General features: G+C 69.0%; 21 protein-coding genes. 6 read left to right on the forward strand and 15 right to left on the reverse strand.

What is annotated here, in order from left to right; genetic code table 11:
* Positions 1–56 precede the first annotated feature (56 nt).
* Positions 57–1,277: an acyl-CoA dehydrogenase family protein gene (locus OQ968_RS05010; RefSeq protein ID WP_324675921.1), complete on the forward strand. Its 1,221-nt coding sequence runs from the start codon at positions 57–59 to the stop codon at positions 1,275–1,277.
* Positions 1,270–2,097, forward strand: coding sequence for a tyrosine-protein phosphatase (locus OQ968_RS05015; RefSeq protein ID WP_324675357.1), 828 nt, complete (start codon positions 1,270–1,272; stop codon positions 2,095–2,097). The genes OQ968_RS05010 and OQ968_RS05015 overlap by 8 nt, the downstream gene beginning before the upstream one ends.
* Positions 2,098–2,118: 21 nt before the next feature.
* On the opposite strand, the gene OQ968_RS05020 is transcribed toward OQ968_RS05015, so the two are convergent.
* From OQ968_RS05020 to OQ968_RS05055, 8 genes are all read right to left on the reverse strand, one after another.
* On the reverse strand, positions 2,119–2,979 hold the full coding sequence (locus OQ968_RS05020) for an SDR family oxidoreductase (RefSeq protein WP_324675358.1): 861 nt from the start codon (positions 2,977–2,979) through the stop codon (positions 2,119–2,121).
* A 59-nt stretch (positions 2,980–3,038) separates the two neighbouring features.
* Positions 3,039–4,469: an aldehyde dehydrogenase family protein gene (locus OQ968_RS05025; protein WP_324675923.1), complete on the reverse strand. Its 1,431-nt coding sequence runs from the start codon at positions 4,467–4,469 to the stop codon at positions 3,039–3,041.
* Positions 4,470–4,620: 151 nt separating this feature from the next.
* Positions 4,621–5,562 carry a class I SAM-dependent methyltransferase gene (locus tag OQ968_RS05030; protein WP_324675360.1) on the reverse strand — a complete coding sequence of 314 codons (942 nt, stop codon included), beginning with the start codon at positions 5,560–5,562 and terminating at the stop codon, positions 4,621–4,623.
* Between the two features lie 20 nt (positions 5,563–5,582).
* Positions 5,583–6,524: a class I SAM-dependent methyltransferase gene (locus OQ968_RS05035; protein ID WP_324675362.1), complete on the reverse strand. Its 942-nt coding sequence runs from the start codon at positions 6,522–6,524 to the stop codon at positions 5,583–5,585.
* A gap of 80 nt (positions 6,525–6,604) precedes the next feature.
* Complete coding sequence (locus OQ968_RS05040; RefSeq protein ID WP_324675363.1) at positions 6,605–7,240, reverse strand: TetR/AcrR family transcriptional regulator; 636 nt, start codon at positions 7,238–7,240, stop codon at positions 6,605–6,607.
* Positions 7,240–8,226, reverse strand: a complete 987-nt coding sequence (locus OQ968_RS05045) for a pirin family protein (RefSeq protein WP_324675365.1) — start codon at positions 8,224–8,226, stop codon at positions 7,240–7,242. The genes OQ968_RS05040 and OQ968_RS05045 overlap by 1 nt, the downstream gene beginning before the upstream one ends.
* An 86-nt stretch (positions 8,227–8,312) precedes the next feature.
* Positions 8,313–8,861, reverse strand: coding sequence for a DNA starvation/stationary phase protection protein Dps (dps, locus tag OQ968_RS05050; RefSeq protein ID WP_324675367.1), 549 nt, complete (start codon positions 8,859–8,861; stop codon positions 8,313–8,315).
* Between the two features lie 87 nt (positions 8,862–8,948).
* Positions 8,949–9,860, reverse strand: coding sequence for a DNA-3-methyladenine glycosylase 2 family protein (locus OQ968_RS05055; protein WP_324675369.1), 912 nt, complete (start codon positions 9,858–9,860; stop codon positions 8,949–8,951).
* A 56-nt stretch (positions 9,861–9,916) separates the two neighbouring features.
* On the opposite strand from OQ968_RS05055, the gene OQ968_RS05060 reads away from it, so the two are divergent.
* The gene (locus OQ968_RS05060) at positions 9,917–10,300 is read left to right on the forward strand and encodes a nuclear transport factor 2 family protein (RefSeq protein ID WP_324675925.1); all 384 of its coding nucleotides are present in this window, start codon (positions 9,917–9,919) and stop codon (positions 10,298–10,300) included.
* A gap of 13 nt (positions 10,301–10,313) precedes the next feature.
* On the opposite strand, the gene OQ968_RS05065 is transcribed toward OQ968_RS05060, so the two are convergent.
* From OQ968_RS05065 to OQ968_RS05080, 4 genes are all read right to left on the reverse strand, one after another.
* Positions 10,314–10,694, reverse strand: a complete 381-nt coding sequence (locus OQ968_RS05065) for a DUF427 domain-containing protein (RefSeq protein WP_324675371.1) — start codon at positions 10,692–10,694, stop codon at positions 10,314–10,316.
* 64 nt (positions 10,695–10,758) lie between these two features.
* The gene (locus tag OQ968_RS05070; RefSeq protein WP_324675927.1) at positions 10,759–11,541 is read right to left on the reverse strand and encodes a class I SAM-dependent methyltransferase; all 783 of its coding nucleotides are present in this window, start codon (positions 11,539–11,541) and stop codon (positions 10,759–10,761) included.
* Between the two features lie 62 nt (positions 11,542–11,603).
* Positions 11,604–12,641, reverse strand: a complete 1,038-nt coding sequence (locus OQ968_RS05075; RefSeq protein WP_324675373.1) for an NAD-dependent epimerase/dehydratase family protein — start codon at positions 12,639–12,641, stop codon at positions 11,604–11,606.
* Positions 12,638–13,147 carry a nuclear transport factor 2 family protein gene (locus OQ968_RS05080; RefSeq protein ID WP_324675375.1) on the reverse strand — a complete coding sequence of 170 codons (510 nt, stop codon included), beginning with the start codon at positions 13,145–13,147 and terminating at the stop codon, positions 12,638–12,640. Before OQ968_RS05080 ends, OQ968_RS05075 begins: the two co-directional genes overlap by 4 nt.
* Before the next feature lie 79 nt (positions 13,148–13,226).
* Between OQ968_RS05080 and msrA the strand changes: the two genes are divergently transcribed.
* Entirely contained in the window at positions 13,227–13,742 is a 516-nt protein-coding gene (gene msrA, locus OQ968_RS05085) for a peptide-methionine (S)-S-oxide reductase MsrA (protein WP_324675377.1), read from the forward strand.
* Between the two features lie 21 nt (positions 13,743–13,763).
* Here msrA and OQ968_RS05090 read toward each other — a convergent pair whose 3' ends face one another.
* Positions 13,764–15,083 carry a cytochrome P450 gene (locus OQ968_RS05090; RefSeq protein WP_324675379.1) on the reverse strand — a complete coding sequence of 440 codons (1,320 nt, stop codon included), beginning with the start codon at positions 15,081–15,083 and terminating at the stop codon, positions 13,764–13,766.
* 141 nt (positions 15,084–15,224) lie between these two features.
* Between OQ968_RS05090 and OQ968_RS05095 the strand changes: the two genes are divergently transcribed.
* Together OQ968_RS05095 and OQ968_RS05100 are read left to right on the forward strand one after the other, a co-directional pair.
* Positions 15,225–15,830 (forward strand): TetR/AcrR family transcriptional regulator, encoded by a 606-nt coding sequence (locus tag OQ968_RS05095; protein WP_324675381.1) that lies wholly within the window; start codon positions 15,225–15,227, stop codon positions 15,828–15,830.
* Positions 15,831–15,839: 9 nt separating this feature from the next.
* Complete coding sequence (locus OQ968_RS05100; protein ID WP_324675383.1) at positions 15,840–16,052, forward strand: TOBE domain-containing protein; 213 nt, start codon at positions 15,840–15,842, stop codon at positions 16,050–16,052.
* A gap of 72 nt (positions 16,053–16,124) precedes the next feature.
* On the opposite strand, the gene OQ968_RS05105 is transcribed toward OQ968_RS05100, so the two are convergent.
* Positions 16,125–17,024 carry an alpha/beta hydrolase gene (locus OQ968_RS05105; RefSeq protein ID WP_324675385.1) on the reverse strand — a complete coding sequence of 300 codons (900 nt, stop codon included), beginning with the start codon at positions 17,022–17,024 and terminating at the stop codon, positions 16,125–16,127.
* 22 nt (positions 17,025–17,046) lie between these two features.
* Positions 17,047–18,210, reverse strand: coding sequence for a sulfotransferase family protein (locus tag OQ968_RS05110; RefSeq protein ID WP_420715847.1), 1,164 nt, complete (start codon positions 18,208–18,210; stop codon positions 17,047–17,049).
* Positions 18,211–18,247 lie beyond the last annotated feature (37 nt).

Genomic DNA, 18,247 nt, shown 5'->3' on the forward strand with positions numbered 1-18,247 from the left:
GTCTGCTCGCGCCGCCTTATCGCACGTGTCCTATCGTGGCGGACATGGACTTCGCGATGTCGGCCAAAGCGAGCGACTACCACAAGCGGCTGTCCGACTTCATGACCGAGTATGTCTTTCCGGCCGAGGCCGACTACGACAAATACCGCCACGAGGCCGGCCCCGACGACCACACGGTCCCGCCGATCATCGAGGAGCTGAAAATCAAAGCCAAGGCGGCCGGCCTGTGGAACCTGTTCCTGCCGGCCGAGTCGGGCCTGACCAACCTGGACTATGCGCCGCTGGCCGAGCTGACCGGCTGGAGCCTCGAGATCGCGCCCGAGGCGCTCAACTGCGCGGCACCCGACACCGGCAACATGGAGACCCTGCACCTGTTCGCCACCCCCGAGCAGCGCAAGCAGTGGCTGGAGCCGCTGCTGGCCGGCGAGATCCGCAGCGGCTTTTCGATGACCGAGCCGGCGGTCGCCAGCAGCGACGCCCGCAACATCGAGACGTCCATCGTGCGCGACGGCGGCGACTACGTGATCAACGGGCGCAAGTGGTGGACCTCGGGCGCGTCCGACCCGCGCTGCAAGATCCTCATCGTGATGGGTAGGACCAACCCCGACGCCGCCAGCCACCAGCAGCAGTCGATGGTTCTGGTGCCCATCGACACGCCGGGTGTGACGGTGGTCCGCTCGACGACGGTGTTCGGCTACCAGGACCAGCCCGGGCACTGCGAGATCGTCTACGACAACGTGCGGGTGCCGGTCACCAACCTGCTCGGCGAGGAGGGCGGCGGCTTCGCGATCGCCCAGGCGCGGCTGGGGCCGGGCCGCATCCACCACTGCATGCGCGCCCTCGGCGGGGCCGAGCGCGCCCTGGCGCTGATGGTGGACCGCGCGCGCAACCGCATCGCGTTCGGCCGCCCGCTGGCCGACCAGGGTCTGGTGCAACAGGCAATTGCCAAGTCGCGCAACGAGATCGACCAGGCCAGGCTGCTGTGCGAGAAGGCGGCGTGGACCATCGACCAGCACGGCAACAAGGCCGCCCACCTGCTGGTGTCCCAGATCAAGGCGGTGGCGCCGCAGGTGGCGTGCGACGTGATCGACCGCGCCATCCAGGTGCACGGGGCCGCCGGCGTCAGCGAGGACACGGCGTTGGCCCGGATGTACGCCTGGCACCGGGCGATGCGCATCTTCGACGGCCCCGACGAGGTGCACATGCGGTCCATCGCGCGCGCCGAGCTCGGCCGGGAACAGTCCGCGCTGGCGGCGGCGGTCACGCCCCATGGCTGAGGCCGCGGTGCGAGAACTGCCGGGCGCCTGGAACTTCCGCGACGTCGCCGACTCCACGCCCGCGCTGCGGCCCGGGCGGCTGTTCCGGTCCAGCGAGCTGAGCCGCCTCGACGACGAGGGCCGGGCGACGCTGCGCCGGCTCGGGATCACCGACGTCGCCGACCTGCGCGCGTCCCGGGAGGTCGCCCGGCGCGGCCCTGGGCTGGTTCCCGACGGCGTCGAGATCCACCTGCTGCCCTTCCCGGACCTGGGCGAGGACGAGGCCGACATCGACGGGCAGGCCCCGCACGAACACGCGTTTCAGCGACTGCTGACCGGCGAGGGCGGCGACGGCCTGTCGGTGGACGAGGCCGCCGCCCGCTACATGACCGACGAATACCGCCAATTCCCAACACGCAACGGCGCGCAGCGCGCGCTGCACCGCGTCATCACGCTGCTGGCCGCCGGCCGCCCGGTGCTCACGCACTGCTTCGCCGGAAAGGACCGCACCGGCTTCGTGGTCGCCACGGTGCTGGAGGCGATCGGCGTCGACCGCGACACCATCGTGGTCGACTTCCTGCGCAGCAACGACGCGGCACCGCAGCTCCGGGAACGGATCTCCGAGATGATCGCCCAGCGCCAAGACACCGAACTCACCCCGGAGGTGGTGACGTTTACCGAGGCGCGGCTGTCCGACGGGGTCCTCGGCGTGCGCGAGGAGTACCTGGCCGCCGCCCGCCAGGCGATCGACGAGACGTTCGGATCGCTGGGCGGCTACCTGCGCGACGCGGGCATCTCCGCGGCCGACGTGGACCGGCTGCGCGGCGCGCTGCTCGCCTGAATCGGGCGGCGCCGCAACGCCTTACAGCTTGAAGCCGGCCTTCTTCGCGGCGGACAGGTCGGTGATCTCGGCCCAGTGCGCGGCGACGTCCTGAACCGACGGCGGCTCGTCGAAGTTGACGCCGTCGTTCTGGAACAGTGCGGCGCGCTGCACCTTGCCGCCACCGACGATGAAAACCGATGCGCTGTCGGCACATTCCTCGGTGCACAGGTAGGCCACCACGGGCGCGACGAAGTCCGGGGTGAGCTTCTCCAGCACCTCGGGCGGCATGATGTCCTGGGTCATCCTGGTGGCCGCGATCGGCGCGACCGCGTTGGCGTTGATGTTGTACTTGGCGCCCTCCAGCGCCAGCGTGTTGATCAGGCCGACCAGGCCGAGCTTGGCCGCGCCGTAGTTGGTCTGGCCGAAGTTGCCGAACAGCCCACTGGTGGACGTCGCGACGACCACCCGGCCGTAGCTCTGCTCGCGGAAGTGCGGCCACGCGGCGCGGATCACGTTGTACCCGCCGTACAGGTGCACCTTGAGCACGGCGTCCCAGTTCTCGAACGACATCTTGTGGAAGGTGCCGTCGCGCAGGATCCCGGCGTTGCTGACGACGCCGTCGATCTTGCCGAACTCGTCGAGCGCGGTCTTGATGATGTTCTCGGCGCCCTCGGGCTCGGCGACGCTGTCGTAGTTGGCCGCCGCCCGGCCGCCCGCGTCCTTGATCTCCTTGACCACCTGGTCGGCCATGTTGTGGCCCGCGCCGGTGCCGTCGCGGGCCCCGCCGAGGTCGTTGACGACGACGCTGGCGCCCTCCCGGGCGAGGGTCAGGGCGTATTCGCGGCCCAACCCCCCGCCGGCTCCGGTGACGACGATGACGCGATCCTGCACTCCGGGCATCGGATTCCTCTCAGCTGTGAAAGATGGGGTTTAGCAAGTGATTTGGTGCGACAGGGGTGTCAGAACATCCTGCGGGCCATCTTGAAGGCCCGCTCGGTGTACGGCGGGTAGATGAAGCTCGACAGGTCGGGCCGCGTCGGCTTGGTCAGCACCGACTTGCGGTGGCTGAACTCCTCGAAGCCGTAGCGGCCGTGGTAGGCGCCCATGCCCGACGCGCCGACCCCGCCGAACGGCAGCTTGGCCGTCGACACCTGGAAGGCGAGGTGGTTGACCAGCATGCCCCCGGCCGGCACCTCCTTGATCACCCGCTCGCGGGTCGCCCGCGTCTTGGTGAACAGGTACGCCGACAGCGGCTTGGGCCGCGAATTGACGAAACGTATTGCGTCGTCCAGGGATTGGACGGTGATCACCGGCAGCACCGGCCCGAAGATCTCGTTGCGCATCAGCGGCCCGTCCGGATCGGGATCGACGACGACGGTGGGCTGGATGCGCAGGGTCGACGCGTCACAGCCTCCGCCGACGGCGACCTTGCCGTCCCCGCCGGACAGGTAGCCGCTGATCCGGTCGAACTGGCGCTGGTTGACGATCTTCACCCCGTCCGGCTTGTCGGAGGTGAACTTCGTGATGGCGGCGGCGATCTTGTCGACGAGCTCGTCGCGGATCTTCGCGTCGGCCAGGACGTAGTCGGGCGCGACGCACGTCTGCCCGGCGTTGAGCAGCTTCATCCACGCGATCCGCTTGGCCGCCACGTCGATGTCGGCGTCGGCCGCCACGATCACCGGGCTCTTGCCGCCGAGCTCCAGCGTGCACGGGGTCAGGTGCGGCGCCGCGCCCTCGTACACCTTGCGCCCGATCTCGGTGCCGCCGGTGAACAGCACCCGGTCCAGGCCCTGCGCGATGAGCGCCTGGCTGACGGAGCCGTCGCCCTCGATCACGGCGATCGCGTCGTTGTCGAGGTAGCGCGGCACCAGCTCGGCCATCAGGTGCGCCGACGCCGGCGCGATCTCCGAGGGCTTGAGGATGACGGCGTTGCCCGCGGCGATCGCGCCGACCGCCGGGCCGAGCGTCAGGTAGAACGGGTAGTTCCAGGCGCCGATGATCAGCACGGTGCCGTAGGGCTCGTACTCGATCCAGCCGCGGCCGGGCAGCTGCGGCATCTCGAGCAGCTGGTAGCGGCGCCGCGTCCACCTGCGCACCTTCTTGGCCGCATACTTCGCCTCGCCCGCGGTGGTCGCGACGTCGGCGATGAACGACTCGAACGGGTTGCGGTCCAGGTCGTCGGCGAGCGCGGCGGCGATGGCGGCCTCGTTTTCCTCCATCAGCTTGGCCAGCTGCAGCAGCTGGCGCTTGCGCCACTCGATGTCGCGGGTGCGGCCGGTGGCGAAGGTCTTGCGAAGCCGGTCCACCGTCGCGGCGATCTCGCCGCCTTGAGCTGCCGGGGCCCCGTTGGACTCAGACGTCTTCGGTGTAACCGATTCGGTGGTCATCAGTGTCTTCCTTCCCGGAGGGTGCCCACTGCTCGTCGCGCGAGCGCTCATGGGTGATACCCGCGATCCTAACCATCCGGTTGGGCGGGGAGTAAGGCGCAGCCGTCAGGGCCTGACGGCCGTGACCAAGCTGTTCACGAACGGCCGCGCGGTATTACAACCGCTCGGCGATCACAAAGTCGGAGAACGCGTCCTTGTCGTCGGCCAGCGGGACGTTCTCGATCCAGCGGCCCAGCCGGCGCATCTCGTCGGTCGAGTGCTGCGCGCGGGCGCGCCAGCCGTGTTCGTTCAGCCACTCGGTGACGTCCGCGCGGTGGTCGTCGCGGTACATCAGCTCCCCGACGTCGACGGTCTCCTCGAAACCGATCTCGTCGGCGACCCTCCGGAACCGCTCGCGCATCTGCTGGCGCCGCTCGTCGGCGTGGTTGGGGGCGGTTTCGGCCGAGACCCGGCTGCCGGGCGCGCTCAGCTCGCCGATCTGGGTGAACAACCGGTCCTGCGCCTCGGCCGGCAGGTACATCAGCAGGCCCTCGGCCAGCCACGCCGTGCGCTGCTTCGGGTCGAAGCCGGCGGCGCGCAGCGCGGCGGGCCAGTCCTGCCGCAGGTCGATGGCCACCTCGCGGCGATCGGCGGACGGCGCGACGCCGTTTTCGGCCAGGGTCGTCGACTTGTAGTGCAGGACCTGGGGCTGGTCGATCTCGTACACCGTGGTGCCGCCCGGCCAGTCCAGGCGGTAGGCGCGGGAGTCCAGCCCCGACGCCAGGATCACGACCTGTCGGATGCCGTCGGCGACGGCTTGCTTGAAGAAGGTGTCGAAGAAGTTCGTGCGCACCGCCTGGTAGCCGCGCATGTGGTGGAGGTGGGCGGCGGATTCGGCGTCGAGGTTTTCGATCCTGGCCGCGACCTCCGGGTCGAGCATGGCCTCCCACAACACCCCGGCGCCGGAGTTGGTCACCAGGAGCTTGGCGTACGGGTCGCGGATCAGCGCGTCGGGCTGCTCGGTTTCGACGGCCCGGGCGGCGGCCACCATCACGGCGGTGGTGCCGACGCTGGTCTTGATGTCCCAGCTGTCGTCGTGGGTGCGCAGTGAGCTCATCGGGTTGCTCCTTGGTCGGGTCAGGCGGTCGGGTCGCCGAGGCGCGCGCGCAGCAGCGTGCTGCGGACGGCCTCGTCGGCGAGGTCTTCGGGAACCGGGCGGCCCAGGCGGGCCATCTCGTCGTGGTTGTTCACGCTGTGCACCCGCCAGCCGTGGTCGGCCAGCCACGCCGCGGCGTCGGTGCGGTCCGGCTCGTGATAGGTCAGCGCCTGGACGTTGACGTCCAGGCCGAGCCGCTCGCGCATGCGCAGCCACCGCTGCGAGTTGCTGCGCGAATTCATGCCGAACACCTCGACGGCGACCCGGCTGCCCGGCGCGCTGAGCGCGGTGAACATCTCGAACAGCCGGTCCTGGGCGTCGCTGGGCAGATAGGGCAGCAGGCCCTCGGCCAGCCAGGCGGTCGGTTGGGACGGGTCGAATCCGGCGGCGGTCAGGGCCGCCGGCCAGTCGTCGCGCAGGTCCACCGGGACGGGGCGCCGGCTCGCGGTCGGGACCGCGCCGTGCTCCTCGAGGATCCGGGTCTTGTACTCCAGCACCCGGGGCTGGTCGATCTCGTAGACGGCGGTGCCCGCCGGCCAATCCAGCCGGTAGGCGCGCGAGTCCAGCCCGGCGGCCAGGATCACCGCCTGCCGGATCCCGGCGCGTGCGGCGTCGGCGAAGTACTCGTCGAAGAAGTGCGTGCGCACGGCCTGGTAGTCGATGCCGAGCCGGTGGGCGCGCCGCCCGTGCGGATCGTCGTCGAGCCAGGCCAGTTCGGGGTCGGCCAGCCGGGTCCACGCGGGGCCGGCCGAGCACACCAGGACGCGCGCGAAGTCGTCGCGAATCAGCGGGTCGGGTCCGGCCGTCTCCACGGCGCGCGAGGCGGCGACGCCCAGCGCGGTGGCGCCGACCAGTTCGGTGATGGACCAGCTGTCCCCGGTGGTCCGCAACGACGGCGGAAGGGCGGCGTCGACATCAGTCATGGCCACACCATGCTACCGAATAAGTTAGTTAGCCTATACGCTTTGTGCGGGATCTCACTGCCGCTGCGGCCGGGTGCCGGTCAGGTTTGGGGACGCCACAGCGCGCCCTCCAGCAGCTGCCGCAGCACCCCGGTGACGGCCAGCATCTCCCGGTAGCTGCGGACGTAGCCGGAATAGAAGCCGACGCCGCAGAGCACCACGAGCAGGGTCTCGACGACCGCGGGGGCATCGATGTCGGCCGCGAGCTCGCGATGCGCGATCGCGTCGTTGACCACCCGCGTCAGAAACTCGCGGGTCATCCGCACCGCGTCGTTTTCGGTGGTGTTCAGATCCGGATGCCGCTGCGACTCCAGCACGGTGGTGACCAAAAATGCTGACGCGGAAGGGTTTTCGGAGTTCGCTTGCATCGCCGCCGAGATGAACGCGGTCAGCCGCCCCAGCAAGGTGGTCTCGCACTCGGCGCGCCGGATCCCGGCCGCGACGACGAGTTCGTTGGTTTGGTTCACCACTTCCCGATACAGCGCCCGCTTGCTGGAGAAGTAGTGGTTGATGGCCGGCCTGGTCAGATCGGCGCGGACGGCGACGGCCTGAAACGTCGCCCCGTCGTATCCGCGTTCACTGAAGACCAGGCGAGCGGCGTCCACGATTCGCTTGCGGGTTTCGTCAGCCTTTGCTGCGGGCGGACGGCCCGGCCGGCGACTAGCCGTTGGCGCCATTACTGCAGTGTGCCACCACCTCGATGCGGCATTAACGCGTTGGGTGGAATATGGCCGAACTTCCCGGCCTGGTAATCCTGCAGCGCCTCGACCAGCTCCGCGCGCGAGCTCATCACGAACGGGCCGTAGTGGAACACCGGCTCCCGGATGGGCCGCCCGCCCAGGAGCAGCACGTCGAGCGCCGTTGTGCGCGACGACTCCTGGACCGACCGGGCGCGCACGGTGATGCGGTCGCCGGGCCCGAGCACGGCCAGCTGGCCCGAGCGGATCGGGTGGGCGACGGGGCCGACGTATCCGCTGCCGGACAGCACGTAGACCAGCGCGTTGAAATCGCGCCGCCACGGGATGTCGAGCCGGGCTCCCCCTTGAATCGTCGCGTGCGCCAACGTGATCGGGGTGTGGGTGGCGCCCGGTCCGCGGTGGCCGTCGATCTCGCCGGCGATGATGCGCACCAGCGCCCCGCCGTCGCCGGAGGCCAGCAGCGCGGCGTCGCCGCCCTCGATGGCCTGATACCGCGGCGGCGCGAACTTGTCCTTTCTCGGCAGGTTCACCCACAGCTGGACGCCGTGGAACACGCCGCCGCTTTCCACCAGCTCGGCGGGCGGGGTCTCGATGTGCAGGATGCCGGAACCGGCGGTCATCCACTGCGTGGCGCCGTCGGTGATCAGGCCGCCGCCCCCGTGGGAGTCCTGGTGCGCGAACTTCCCGTCGATCATGTAGGTGACCGTTTCGAAGCCGCGGTGCGGGTGCCAGTCGGTGCCCCGGGGCTCCCCGGGCTGGTACTCCACCTCGCCCAGCTGGTCCATGTGCACGAACGGGTCCAGCGCGGCGGCGCTCACCCCGACGAACGCGCGGACGACCGGGAAGCCCTCCCCCTCGTAGCCGCGCGGGCCGGTGGTGATCGATCGGACCGGGCGCTCGGTGTCGACGGGAGCGGGCGCGCCGATCCGGGGCAATGTCAGGGTGTCTGCGGTGACGGCGGGCATGGGTACCTCCTCAATGAGAACTACCCATATAACCGGACCGTGGTCCGGATATTCCGTCCAGCTGGATGGGTTGGCCAGTGTGTTTGCTAGGACTTGGCCCGGGCGGTGCGCGCGGCGTCCCGTTCGGTGGCCGTGCCCTCGTGGGTCAGCTTGCCGCCCGCGCTTTCCAGATGCGCCCGGACGAACCACTGGAACTTCTCCAGGTTTTGCGCCTGGTCGATCAGCAGGTCCTGGGTGACCCGGTCGATATCGTCCGTGTCGTCGATGGCCTGGCGAATGTCCTCGATCACGCCGGTGTAGACCAGGTCCAGTGCGGCCAAATGCGCCTGGACGGTGTCCCTGCCGACGGAATAGTCGTCCCACGAGCGGTCCCGGATGATGGCGGCCGGGGTCCCCTGCGGCGAAGCGCCAAGGGCCGCAATGCGTTCGGCGACGTCGTCGGCGAAACCGCGTACCGCTTCGACCTGCGGGTCGATCATCTCGTGCACGCCGATGAAGTTCGGCCCCACCACGTTCCAGTGAATGTGCTTGAGCGTCAGATGAAGATCGTTGTAGGTGCTCAGCTGCTTCTGCAGCAGTTCGGTGAGCCGAGCCGCCTGTTTGTCGGTCAATCCCGGAATGGTGAACTGAGTCATAGTTTTTTCGGGCTCCCTTCCTTCGGGTTCGCACACGGTACTTGCGCTGAGGGATACCCGACGACCGGGTGGGAAAACACCGGCAGGTCAGAGGGAATGTATTTGCTGCACCGGCAGCCGGGCGCCGCGCCGCGGCTCGTACGCCAGGCCGCTGGCTTCGAGCAGGCGGACCACCCGATGGCGGTGCGGCCGCATCGGCTCCAGCAACTCGAGCATCGCCGCGTCGTCGACCGGGCGGCCCAGCAGCGTCCAGCCGACCATCTTCGGGATGTGATAGTCGCCCACCGAGACGGCATCGGCGTCGCCGAACGCCCGTTGCGCGGTCTCGGAGGCGGTCCACTCGCCGACCCCGGGCAGCGACGTCAGCGCCTGGCGCGCCTGCGCCGGCGGCCGCGAAGGCAGCCGTTCCAGCGCGGCCGCCCGTCGCGCACAGCCCACCACGGTCTGAGCCCGTCGCGGGTCGACGTTGGCGCGGTGAAACTCCCACGACGGCACGTTGCGCCACGCCTCGGCCGACGGCGGCACCCGCATGCCGGGCGGCGCCGGTCCCGGCGCCGGCGTCCCGTACCGCGACACCAGCACCCGCCACGACCGAAACGCGTCGGCACCGGGCACCCGCTGCTCGATGATCGCCGGGACCAGCGCCTCCAACACCCGCCCGGTGCGGCCCAGCCGCAGGTGCGGGACCCGTCGGTGCGCGGCGGCGACCGTCGGGTCGCGCGGCACGAAGTCCGAGGCGTCGTCCTCGGCACCCAGCAGCGCGGGCAGCGCGTCGAGGAACTCCTCGGCGCCGCCGCCCCACGCCTCGCAGCGGACGGCGTTGGCCGCGGCGCGGCTGATCCGCGCCACGACGGGCCCGCTGGGCAGCAGGCTGGTTTGCCAGATCGCGCCGTCGTCGGCGATCCGGAAACACGGATCCAGCGGGCCGCGGCGAAGCGGCGCCAGCGTGTGCCCGAAGCTGACGGTCCCGGCAAACGTCACCGTACGGGCACCGTTCACGCGGACTCCGAACCCGATTGACCGGCCACTATTTTCCAAGACAGTATTGCGATGTGATGACGCCGTTCGACAACCCGCATGCCGAACTGGCCTGGATGTTCCTGCAGAGCGTAAGCGAGGGCGGCGACACGGAGGAGGGTTTCGCGCTGCTGAGCGACGACTTCACCTACTGGAGCATCATCACCCGCGCGTGTTTCGACAAGGAGACGTTCCGGCGGGCCAACGAGCGGCGCAGGCAAATCGTCGAGATCAACATCGACCTGCGGCGCTGCGTCACCGAGGGCGACACGGTGGTCGTCGAGGCGCAGGCCTCGGGAACGTCGAAGGACGGCGTCGAATACGACACCCCGTTCGTCTGCATCTTCGAGACCCGCGACGGGCAGATCGTGTCGATGCGCGAATACAGCGACACCAAGTCGGCCGCCGTGTTCACCGGTTGAGCCCGATTGGGCCCTACCGATCCAAGACGCTGATCTCGGCCTTGTCGGGGTAGAAGGCGACGTGTCCGGCGATCGCCGCGACCGCCGGGTAGGGCTGCTCGTAGGTCCAGATCGCGTCCTGCACGGTGTCGCCGGCCGAGGTGGTCACGCTGTAGTAGCTGGCGTCGCCCTTGAACGGGCAGTGGGTGCTGGTGTCGGTGCGGGTAAGCCGGTCCCGCACCACGTCGCCCAGCGGAATGTATTGCACCGCAGGCAAAGTCGCCTCGCGCAATTCCAGTGCCGCGGTCGTGTCGGCGATCAGCTCGCCGTTGACGCGAACCTGCACCCGGCCCGGAGTCGGCTCGATGGTGATCGGGTGCCCGGCGCTGGGTTCTTTGATTTCCGGGTGGCTCATGCTCGGTCCCTCCTCAAGACGCGGATACGGGTTTCAACACCGGGCCGTGCTCAACGCTTCCCAATCAGGCCGGCCCGAACGCGTAGCGATGGTATTGCGCCATGTTGGCTACCGCGGGGACCAGCGACATGACCCTGCCCATCGCGCGGTATGCGCGCGGCAACCGCAAGAAATTGTCCGATTCGAACCACCGCACCCAGGACAGCAACCGGATCCCGGGGACCGCCTCGAGGATGTCGCCGGGGCCCTCGATGCCCCAGCGCAGCGTCGATCCGGACCGGCGCACCACCGAGTTCATCCACTGCGACCTGATGCCCAGCCGGTTGAAGGCGTCGAACTGCAGCTCGCCGGACCCGAAGCCGTCGACGACCCGCCGCAGCAACGCCACGCCCTCGCGCTCGCTCAGGTACATGGTCAGGCCCTCGCCGATCATCAGCGCGGGCCGGTCGTGGGGAATCTGGGCAAGCCAGGCCGGATCGGTCACCGACGCGGCGACGACGTGGTGGTGCTCCGCGGCGGGGAAAAGCCGGCGGCACAGCGCGGCGACCTCGGGGTGGTCGACGTCGTACCAGTCCACCTGCGGACCCGGTTGAAGCCGGAAATAGCGGGTGTCCAGCCCGCAGCCCAGGTGCAGGACGACGGCACTGGGATGCGCGTCGAGGAATTGGCGCGCCCACGTGTCGAAGTGCGCCGTGCGGGTCGTCACCGACGGTGAATTGCGCGCGGTGATAGCGGTTTTCGCCCAGTCATAGTCGATCCGCTCGACGATCCCCTTGGCGTAGCGATCGCCCAGAATCGGGTTGGGCGCGTCGGCGTCGAGCGCCTTGGCGTACAGCGTCGCCAGCATCGTCTGCGGCGGTCCGTTGAGGTCGACACGAACTCGGTCCACCGGGCCGAGACTATTCAAGATCAATTGGGTTTGAAAAGATCGCGCGCCGCCGCCGGATCGCGCATCGCGGCCCAGAAGCGGGCGGCCTCGCGGATCGATTCCTCGACCGGGCGTGGCTCCCAGCCCAATTCGCGCATCGCCTTGCTGGCGTCGACGTCGGCCTCGGCGCGCATCATCCGCACCGACGTGAGGCTGAGTTCGGAGTCCTTGCCGGTGAGCCGGGCCCGCAGGCTGCCCAGCGCGCCCAGGGCGTAGAGCACCGGAACCGAGATCGAGCGTCGCGGCGGGGCGACGCCGGCCTCGTCGGCGGCGATGCGGATCACCTCCTTCAGCGGGATCATCTTTTCCGAGACGAGGTACCGCTCGCCGATCCGCCCGTATTCGGCGGCCAGGATCATCGCCCTGGCGGCGTCGTCGACTCCGACGACCTCCAGCTGGATGCCGTCCATCGAGAAGGGCAGCTTGCCGAAGACGGCGCCGGCGATGAACGCGCCGTGCGGGGTCCGGCCCCAGTCCCCGCTGCCGTAGGTCGTCGACACGCACATGGCGACGGCGGGCAGGCCGGTCTCGGCCACGTACCGCATCACCAGGTCTTCGGCCTGAACCCGGGACTGCACATACGGCGTCAGCCGACGGGGGTCGACAACGTCGTCCTCGGTCGCCACGTGGCCGTGGCGGCGGCCCACCGTCGCGTAGGTGCTGGTGAAGATGAACCGGCGCAGGCCGCGCTCCTTGGCCGCGACGTCGAGGACGTTGCGCAGCCCTTCGACGTTGGTGCGAAACAGCGGTGCCGGGTCGCGCAGCCACGCGCGGGTGTCGACGACGCAGTAGTACACGTCGTCGGCACCGTCCATCGCCTCGCGCAGCGTTTCAGAGTCGAACACGTCGCCGTGAAAGCGGGTCAGCTCGAGGTCGTCGATGGCGCGAGTGTTGGCGGTCGGGCGCACCATCGCCCGCACCTCGGCGCCCTCGGCGACGAGCTGGCGGGTGACATGCGACCCGAGAAAGCCGTTGGCGCCGATGACCAGCTTGGGCTTGGTACTCGCTTTCGGGCTCATTTGAGCTCCTCGGCTCCTCCGTATTGCTGCATCCACCGCGCCGCGTCCTCGTCGAGCGTGCCGAGGGCCTGCGCCTTGCGGCACCACTTCAACCCGGCCCGCAGGAAGCGCAGCGGGTTGTAGATGTCCTCCTCGCGGCTCCACAGGCCGTCGCCGGCGTAGGTGATGATCGTGATGTTGGTCGCGCCGATGACGCTGCCGTCGCCGGGGTCGCGCATCGGGTTGTCCAGCTCGAGGATCACCCGCCCGGTTGGGTCGTCGATGACCGACCACAGCGTCGGGAACGCGACCATGTGGCTGCCCGGGAACGTCGTCATCGTCCGCTTGATCCACTCGCGCACTTGATCGCGTCCGTGCATGGTGCCCGCCGCGTGTTCGATGTACTCGACGTCCGGCGTGTACTGCTCGGCCCACGCGTCCCAGTCCCGGGTTTCGGCGGCCCGGGCCACGGTCTCCTCGAATTTCCCGAAGGCGGCGGCCAGTTCGTCGCGGGAGAACGTGCTCACGCGGGCCTCTTCGCAGCGTTGCGGCTCATCGGCGGAGTGTAGCCTGGGCTTCGTTGTGGGCGGCTAAGGAGTACAGGCAATGACGAGCACTCGAAGGGCGATCCTGGCCGGCGGCTGCTTCTGGGGAATGCAGGACCTGATCCGCAAGCAGCCCGGTGTGATCTCGACCCGGGTCGGCTACAGCGGCGGCGACACCCCCAACGCGACCTATCGCAATCACGGCACGCACGCCGAGGCGGTCGAGATCATCTACGACCCCGCGGTCACCGATTACCGCGCGCTGCTGGAGTTCTTCTTCCAAATCCACGATCCGACAACGAAAGACAGGCAGGGCAACGACCGGGGGTCCAGCTACCGGTCGGCGATCTTCTACACCGACGAGGAGCAGAAGAGGGTCGCGCTGGATACCATCGCCGACGTCGAGGCGTCCGGCCTGTGGCCCGGCAAGGTGGTGACGGAGGTGAGCCCGGCCGGGGACTTCTGGGAGGCCGAGCCCGAGCACCAGGACTACCTGCAGCGCTACCCCAACGGGTACACCTGTCACTACGTGCGCCCGGGCTGGAAGTTGCCGCGCCGCGCCACCGCCGACCAATAGGCCGATCAATAGGCCGACCGCTCAGCGCCGGCGCACCACGATCCGTCCCCCGTCCTTGGGGGTGTAGGCAACCCCGCGGCAGTGCCACCGCTCGCCCGGTGCCGACGTCGTCTCGATGGTGAAGTGGCGCAACACCGTTCGAAGCACCACGTCCATCTCCATGTTGGCGAACGCGGCGCCCACACAGCGCCTGGCGCCGCCGCCGAACGGAATCCACGCGAACGTCGGCGGCTTGGTTCCGATGTAGCGGTGCGGGTCGAAGCGCTCCGGGTCGGGGAAGACGTCGGGGTCGTCGTGTATCTGCGCGATGCTGACGATCAGCGAATAGCCCCGCGGAATGGTCCATTCGCCGAGCTGGAAAACCGGCGGATAGACCCGGCGGGCGGCGAAGTCGATCACCGTCCTGGCCCGCTGCACCTCCAGGATCGTCGCCTGGCGAAGCTCGTTGCCGCCGCTGTCGGCCTCCTCCACCAGCGCGGCCAGCAGATCCGGGTGCCGGGTGATCCGCTCGAACGCCCAGCCGAGCGTGGCCGCGGTGGTTTCGTGCCCGGCCGCCAGCAGCGTGAGCAGCTCGTCGCCAATGTCCTTGCGCGACATGATCGAACCGTCGTCGTAGGTGCTGCGCAGCATCAGGGCGAGCACGTCGGTCCGGTTCTCGAAGTCCGGGTCCGCCCGTTCGAGGTCGATCAGCTTGTCGATGACGATGTCGTATTGCCGCCGCCATTGCGCCAGCCGACCCCACGGCGTGAACCGGCCATAGGTCCGCGCCGGCTTCGGCAGCGCCGCCATGCGCGAGCCCAGCGTGACCCACGGCGGGATGAGCCGGCGCAGCTCGTCGAGTTCGGCCCCGTCGGCCCCGAACACCGCACGCAGGATGGCGTTCAGCGTGATGCGCATCGTCGACGGCATCGTCGGGAATGGCCGGCCCTCCGGCCAGTCGGCCGTCTCGCGCAGCGTCTCCTCTTCGATGATGGCCTCGTAGTTCTTCATGCTCTTGCCGTGGAACGGCGGCGCGAGCAGCCGTCGCCGGCGGCGGTGATCGTCGCGGTCGAGCGCGAACACCGAGCCGCTGCCGAACAGCCGGCTCAGGTTGGGCTGGATGTTGCCGAGCTCGTCGGGGCTGGTGGTGAAGATCTGCTTGGCCAGCTCGGGCTCGCCGACGATCACGACGCGGCCGAACATCGGCAGGTGGACCGCGAAGACGTTGCCGTAGCGGCGCGCGAGGCGCTTGATCATCCCCCGCCGCGAGGTGGCGAAGAACAGGCCGCTGATGGCCTTCGGGACCGGTACCGACGGGGGCAGCCTGATCGCTGACGGTGGGGCGGTGACCAGTTCACTCAATGATTGCTCCCAACATCTGCCCCGAAACCGGGCTGGTACCACGGTGTACCACGGGTCTTTACGGGTACGGTACTCTCGAGTACCAAGCCTGACAAGGGTCTACAAGGGTCACCGAAAGGGGCGTCGGCGGTGATATCAGCGGTGACAGCCGATGTACTCGGCGACGCTCCGGCCGCGCCGGACCCGTTCCGGCTGCGCCTGCTCGAAGGCCTGGCCGCCTCGATCGACGAGCGCGGCTATCGCGCCAGCACGGTCGCCGACATCGTGCGCAACGCGCGGACCTCCAAGCGCACGTTCTACGACCACTTCGCCGGCAAGGAACAGTGCTTCCTGGAGCTGCTGAGCACCGACATCGAGAAGCTCGGCGAAAGCATTGCGGCCGCGGTCGATCCGGAGGCCGACTGGCACCACCAGATTCGCCAGGCCGTCGAGGCCTACGTCGGATACATCGAGGCGCGCCCGGCCATCACGCTGAGCTGGATTCGCGAGCTCCCGTCGCTGGGCGCCGTCGCCCGCCCCGTGCAGCGCCGCGGGCTGCAGTTGCTGTCCAGCCTGCTGATCGACCTCAGCGCCAGCCCGGGATTCCGGCGGGCCGACCTGCCGCCGTTGACCGCACCGCTGGCCGTAATCCTGCTGGGCGGGCTGCGCGAGTTGACCGCGCTCGCGGTCGAAGACGGCAGGGCCGTCCGGGAGATCGTCGAACCGGCCGTCGACGCGTCCATAGCCCTGCTGGGTCCGCGACACTAGGCTCAAGCGATGCGGCTATCAACTCGAAACCAGCTCAAAGGCACCATCACCGAGGTCGATCTCGGCAACGTGATGGCGATCGTGAAAGTCAAGCTCGACGGCGGCGACCAGATCGTCACGTCCTCGGTCACCAAGGACGCCGCGACGAGCCTCGGCCTGGCGGTGGGCCAGCCGGCGACGGTGTTCATCAAGTCGACGGAGGTCACGATCGGCGTCGAGTGACGCGGGGCGCCACCCCCGGATAGCGCGACACTTAAATCACGCACACGACACGCCGAAAAGTGGTGCCGTAGTTTAAGTTTCGAGGCGAAGGAACGCCCGGATCCGGTCGAGGACCAGCTCGGGTCGCTGCTCGACGATCCAGTGGCCGGCGTCGTCGACCAGCTCGACCTCGAAATCGCTTATGCGCTCGGCATATCCGTCGGTCAGGTCGGCGGTGATCACCGGGTCCCTGGTGCCGGTCAGCCAGCGGACGGGGACGTTCACGCGCGCGTCGTTGTATTCGCCACGCATCCAGCTCCGCATCTCCTTGGTCTGGAACGAGCGATACCAGCGCGAGCCCGCCTCCGCGTGGCCGGGCTGTTGCATGCACTCGAGGTACATGCGGACGTCGTCCTCGGGGAGTGTGAAACCGCCGCCGACCCAGGAGCCCAGGACCCGGAAGAACCGGGAGTCCGGACGACTGATGATCCGCGGGCCGACGACCGGCAACGAGATCGGGATCTGATACCAGAACCGCCAGATGTTGCGGACCGACGACAGGTCGCGCTTCACCCAGGGTGCCACGGTGTTAACGCCGAAAAAGCCCGTCACCCTTTCCGGGTGGCGCAGCATCAAGATGAACGCGACCGGCCCGCCCCAGTCGTGGGCGACGAGCTTGACCGTCGCGACGCCCAACCGGTCCAGGACGCCCACCAGATCGCCGGCCATCTCGCTCTTCAGGTAGGTGCTGCGCGGCGCGGAACTCCAGCCCGCGCCACGCAGGTCGGGGCACAGCACCCGGTAGCCGTCGGCGGCCAGCGGCCCGATCATCTCGTGCCACTCCCACCAGTTCTGTGGGAAGCCGTGGACCAGCATGACTACCGGCCCGTCGGCCGGACCGGCATCCGCGACGTGGATCGTGACACCATCGCCGACGTCGACGTACCTGTGTTCCAACGCGACAGAGCCGTCCAGTTCGGGCATGGTGACCATGCTCAGAAGGTAGCGGACGCGGCTACGCCAGGAAACGCTCGACGTAGGGCGCGAAGCGCGCGGCCAGGTCCTTCTGCGTCAGGCCGAACATCTCGCACGAGGTTTCGATGTTGCCCAGCCGGCCGCGCCGGTGGCCGGAGAGGTAACCCGCGATCGCCGTTCGCGCCTCCTCGCCGAACGGTTCCCCGGCCAGGTCGTAGACCCGCTCGGCGACGCCGAGTTCGTCGGCCATGAAGTCGTCGAAACGGATGTCGATCGAGCGGTCGGGACCGATGGTGTCGCGATCGCGGACGAGCGCGGACAGCATCCGCTCGAGGCGGTCGATCCAGAACCCAGCGATCCGCCGCACCGGCACCGGGGAGCGGTGCATGCGCGCGGAGTAGGTGATCATCGCGATCATCGACAGCGCCACCGGCACCGGGTCGCGGTGCGTGAACACGACGATGCTGTCGGGGAAGACACGATTGAGCACCGGCACCTGCTCGAGGTGCTGGGGCGACTTGAGCAGCCACCGCCGCCCGCCGCGCAGGAACTGCATCGCCTTGAGTTGCCGCGCCAGGTATTCGTAGTGCGGCGTCTGGTCGTGGGCCTGGTAATAGTCCCGCCACCGGGGCACGTCGGCGAGCGTCTCGAAGAGCATCGTGGAGAAGTCGTTGGCCAGCAACTGGATCTCCTCGTGGACGTGGTCGGTGGTCATCTCGTGCATGAGCGCGAAATGCGGCATCACCGTGTTGATCACGCCGACCGCGACGTCCATCCGCGCCCGCCGCGGGTCCGGCTCTTCGCCGTCTTCGGCCGGCAGCGGGAACGGCTCGTTGCTCTCCCAGTAGGGCATGGTCCGGAACGTGGGCGCCGCGGCCAGCAGGTTGTGCAGGTGGGTGGTGCCGGTGCGGGGCAGCCCGGCGATCACCACCGGAGCCCGCAGCTCGATGTCGTCGATCTCGGGATGCCGCTTGAGCAGGTCGGTGAACAGCAGCCTGTTCTTGAGCAGCTGCAGCAGCTGGCCGTAGAAGTTGACGACGCCGGCGCCGTGCAGCCCGTCGATGTCGCGCAGCGCGGCGAGGTAGACGTCGAGCCTTTCCCGATAGTCCTGCGCGCCGAAATCGTCGAGCCCGGTGTCGGCGCGGGCCTGCGCGTGCAGCGCGTCGGCGTCCAACGGGCAATTCGGGGCCATCGCGGCCATCATGTCGAGGATCTGCTGGGCCTCCGCGGAGAACCGGGGT

The sequence above is a fragment of the Mycobacterium sp. 663a-19 genome, from assembly GCF_035616495.1.
Lineage (GTDB): Bacteria > Actinomycetota > Actinomycetes > Mycobacteriales > Mycobacteriaceae > Mycobacterium.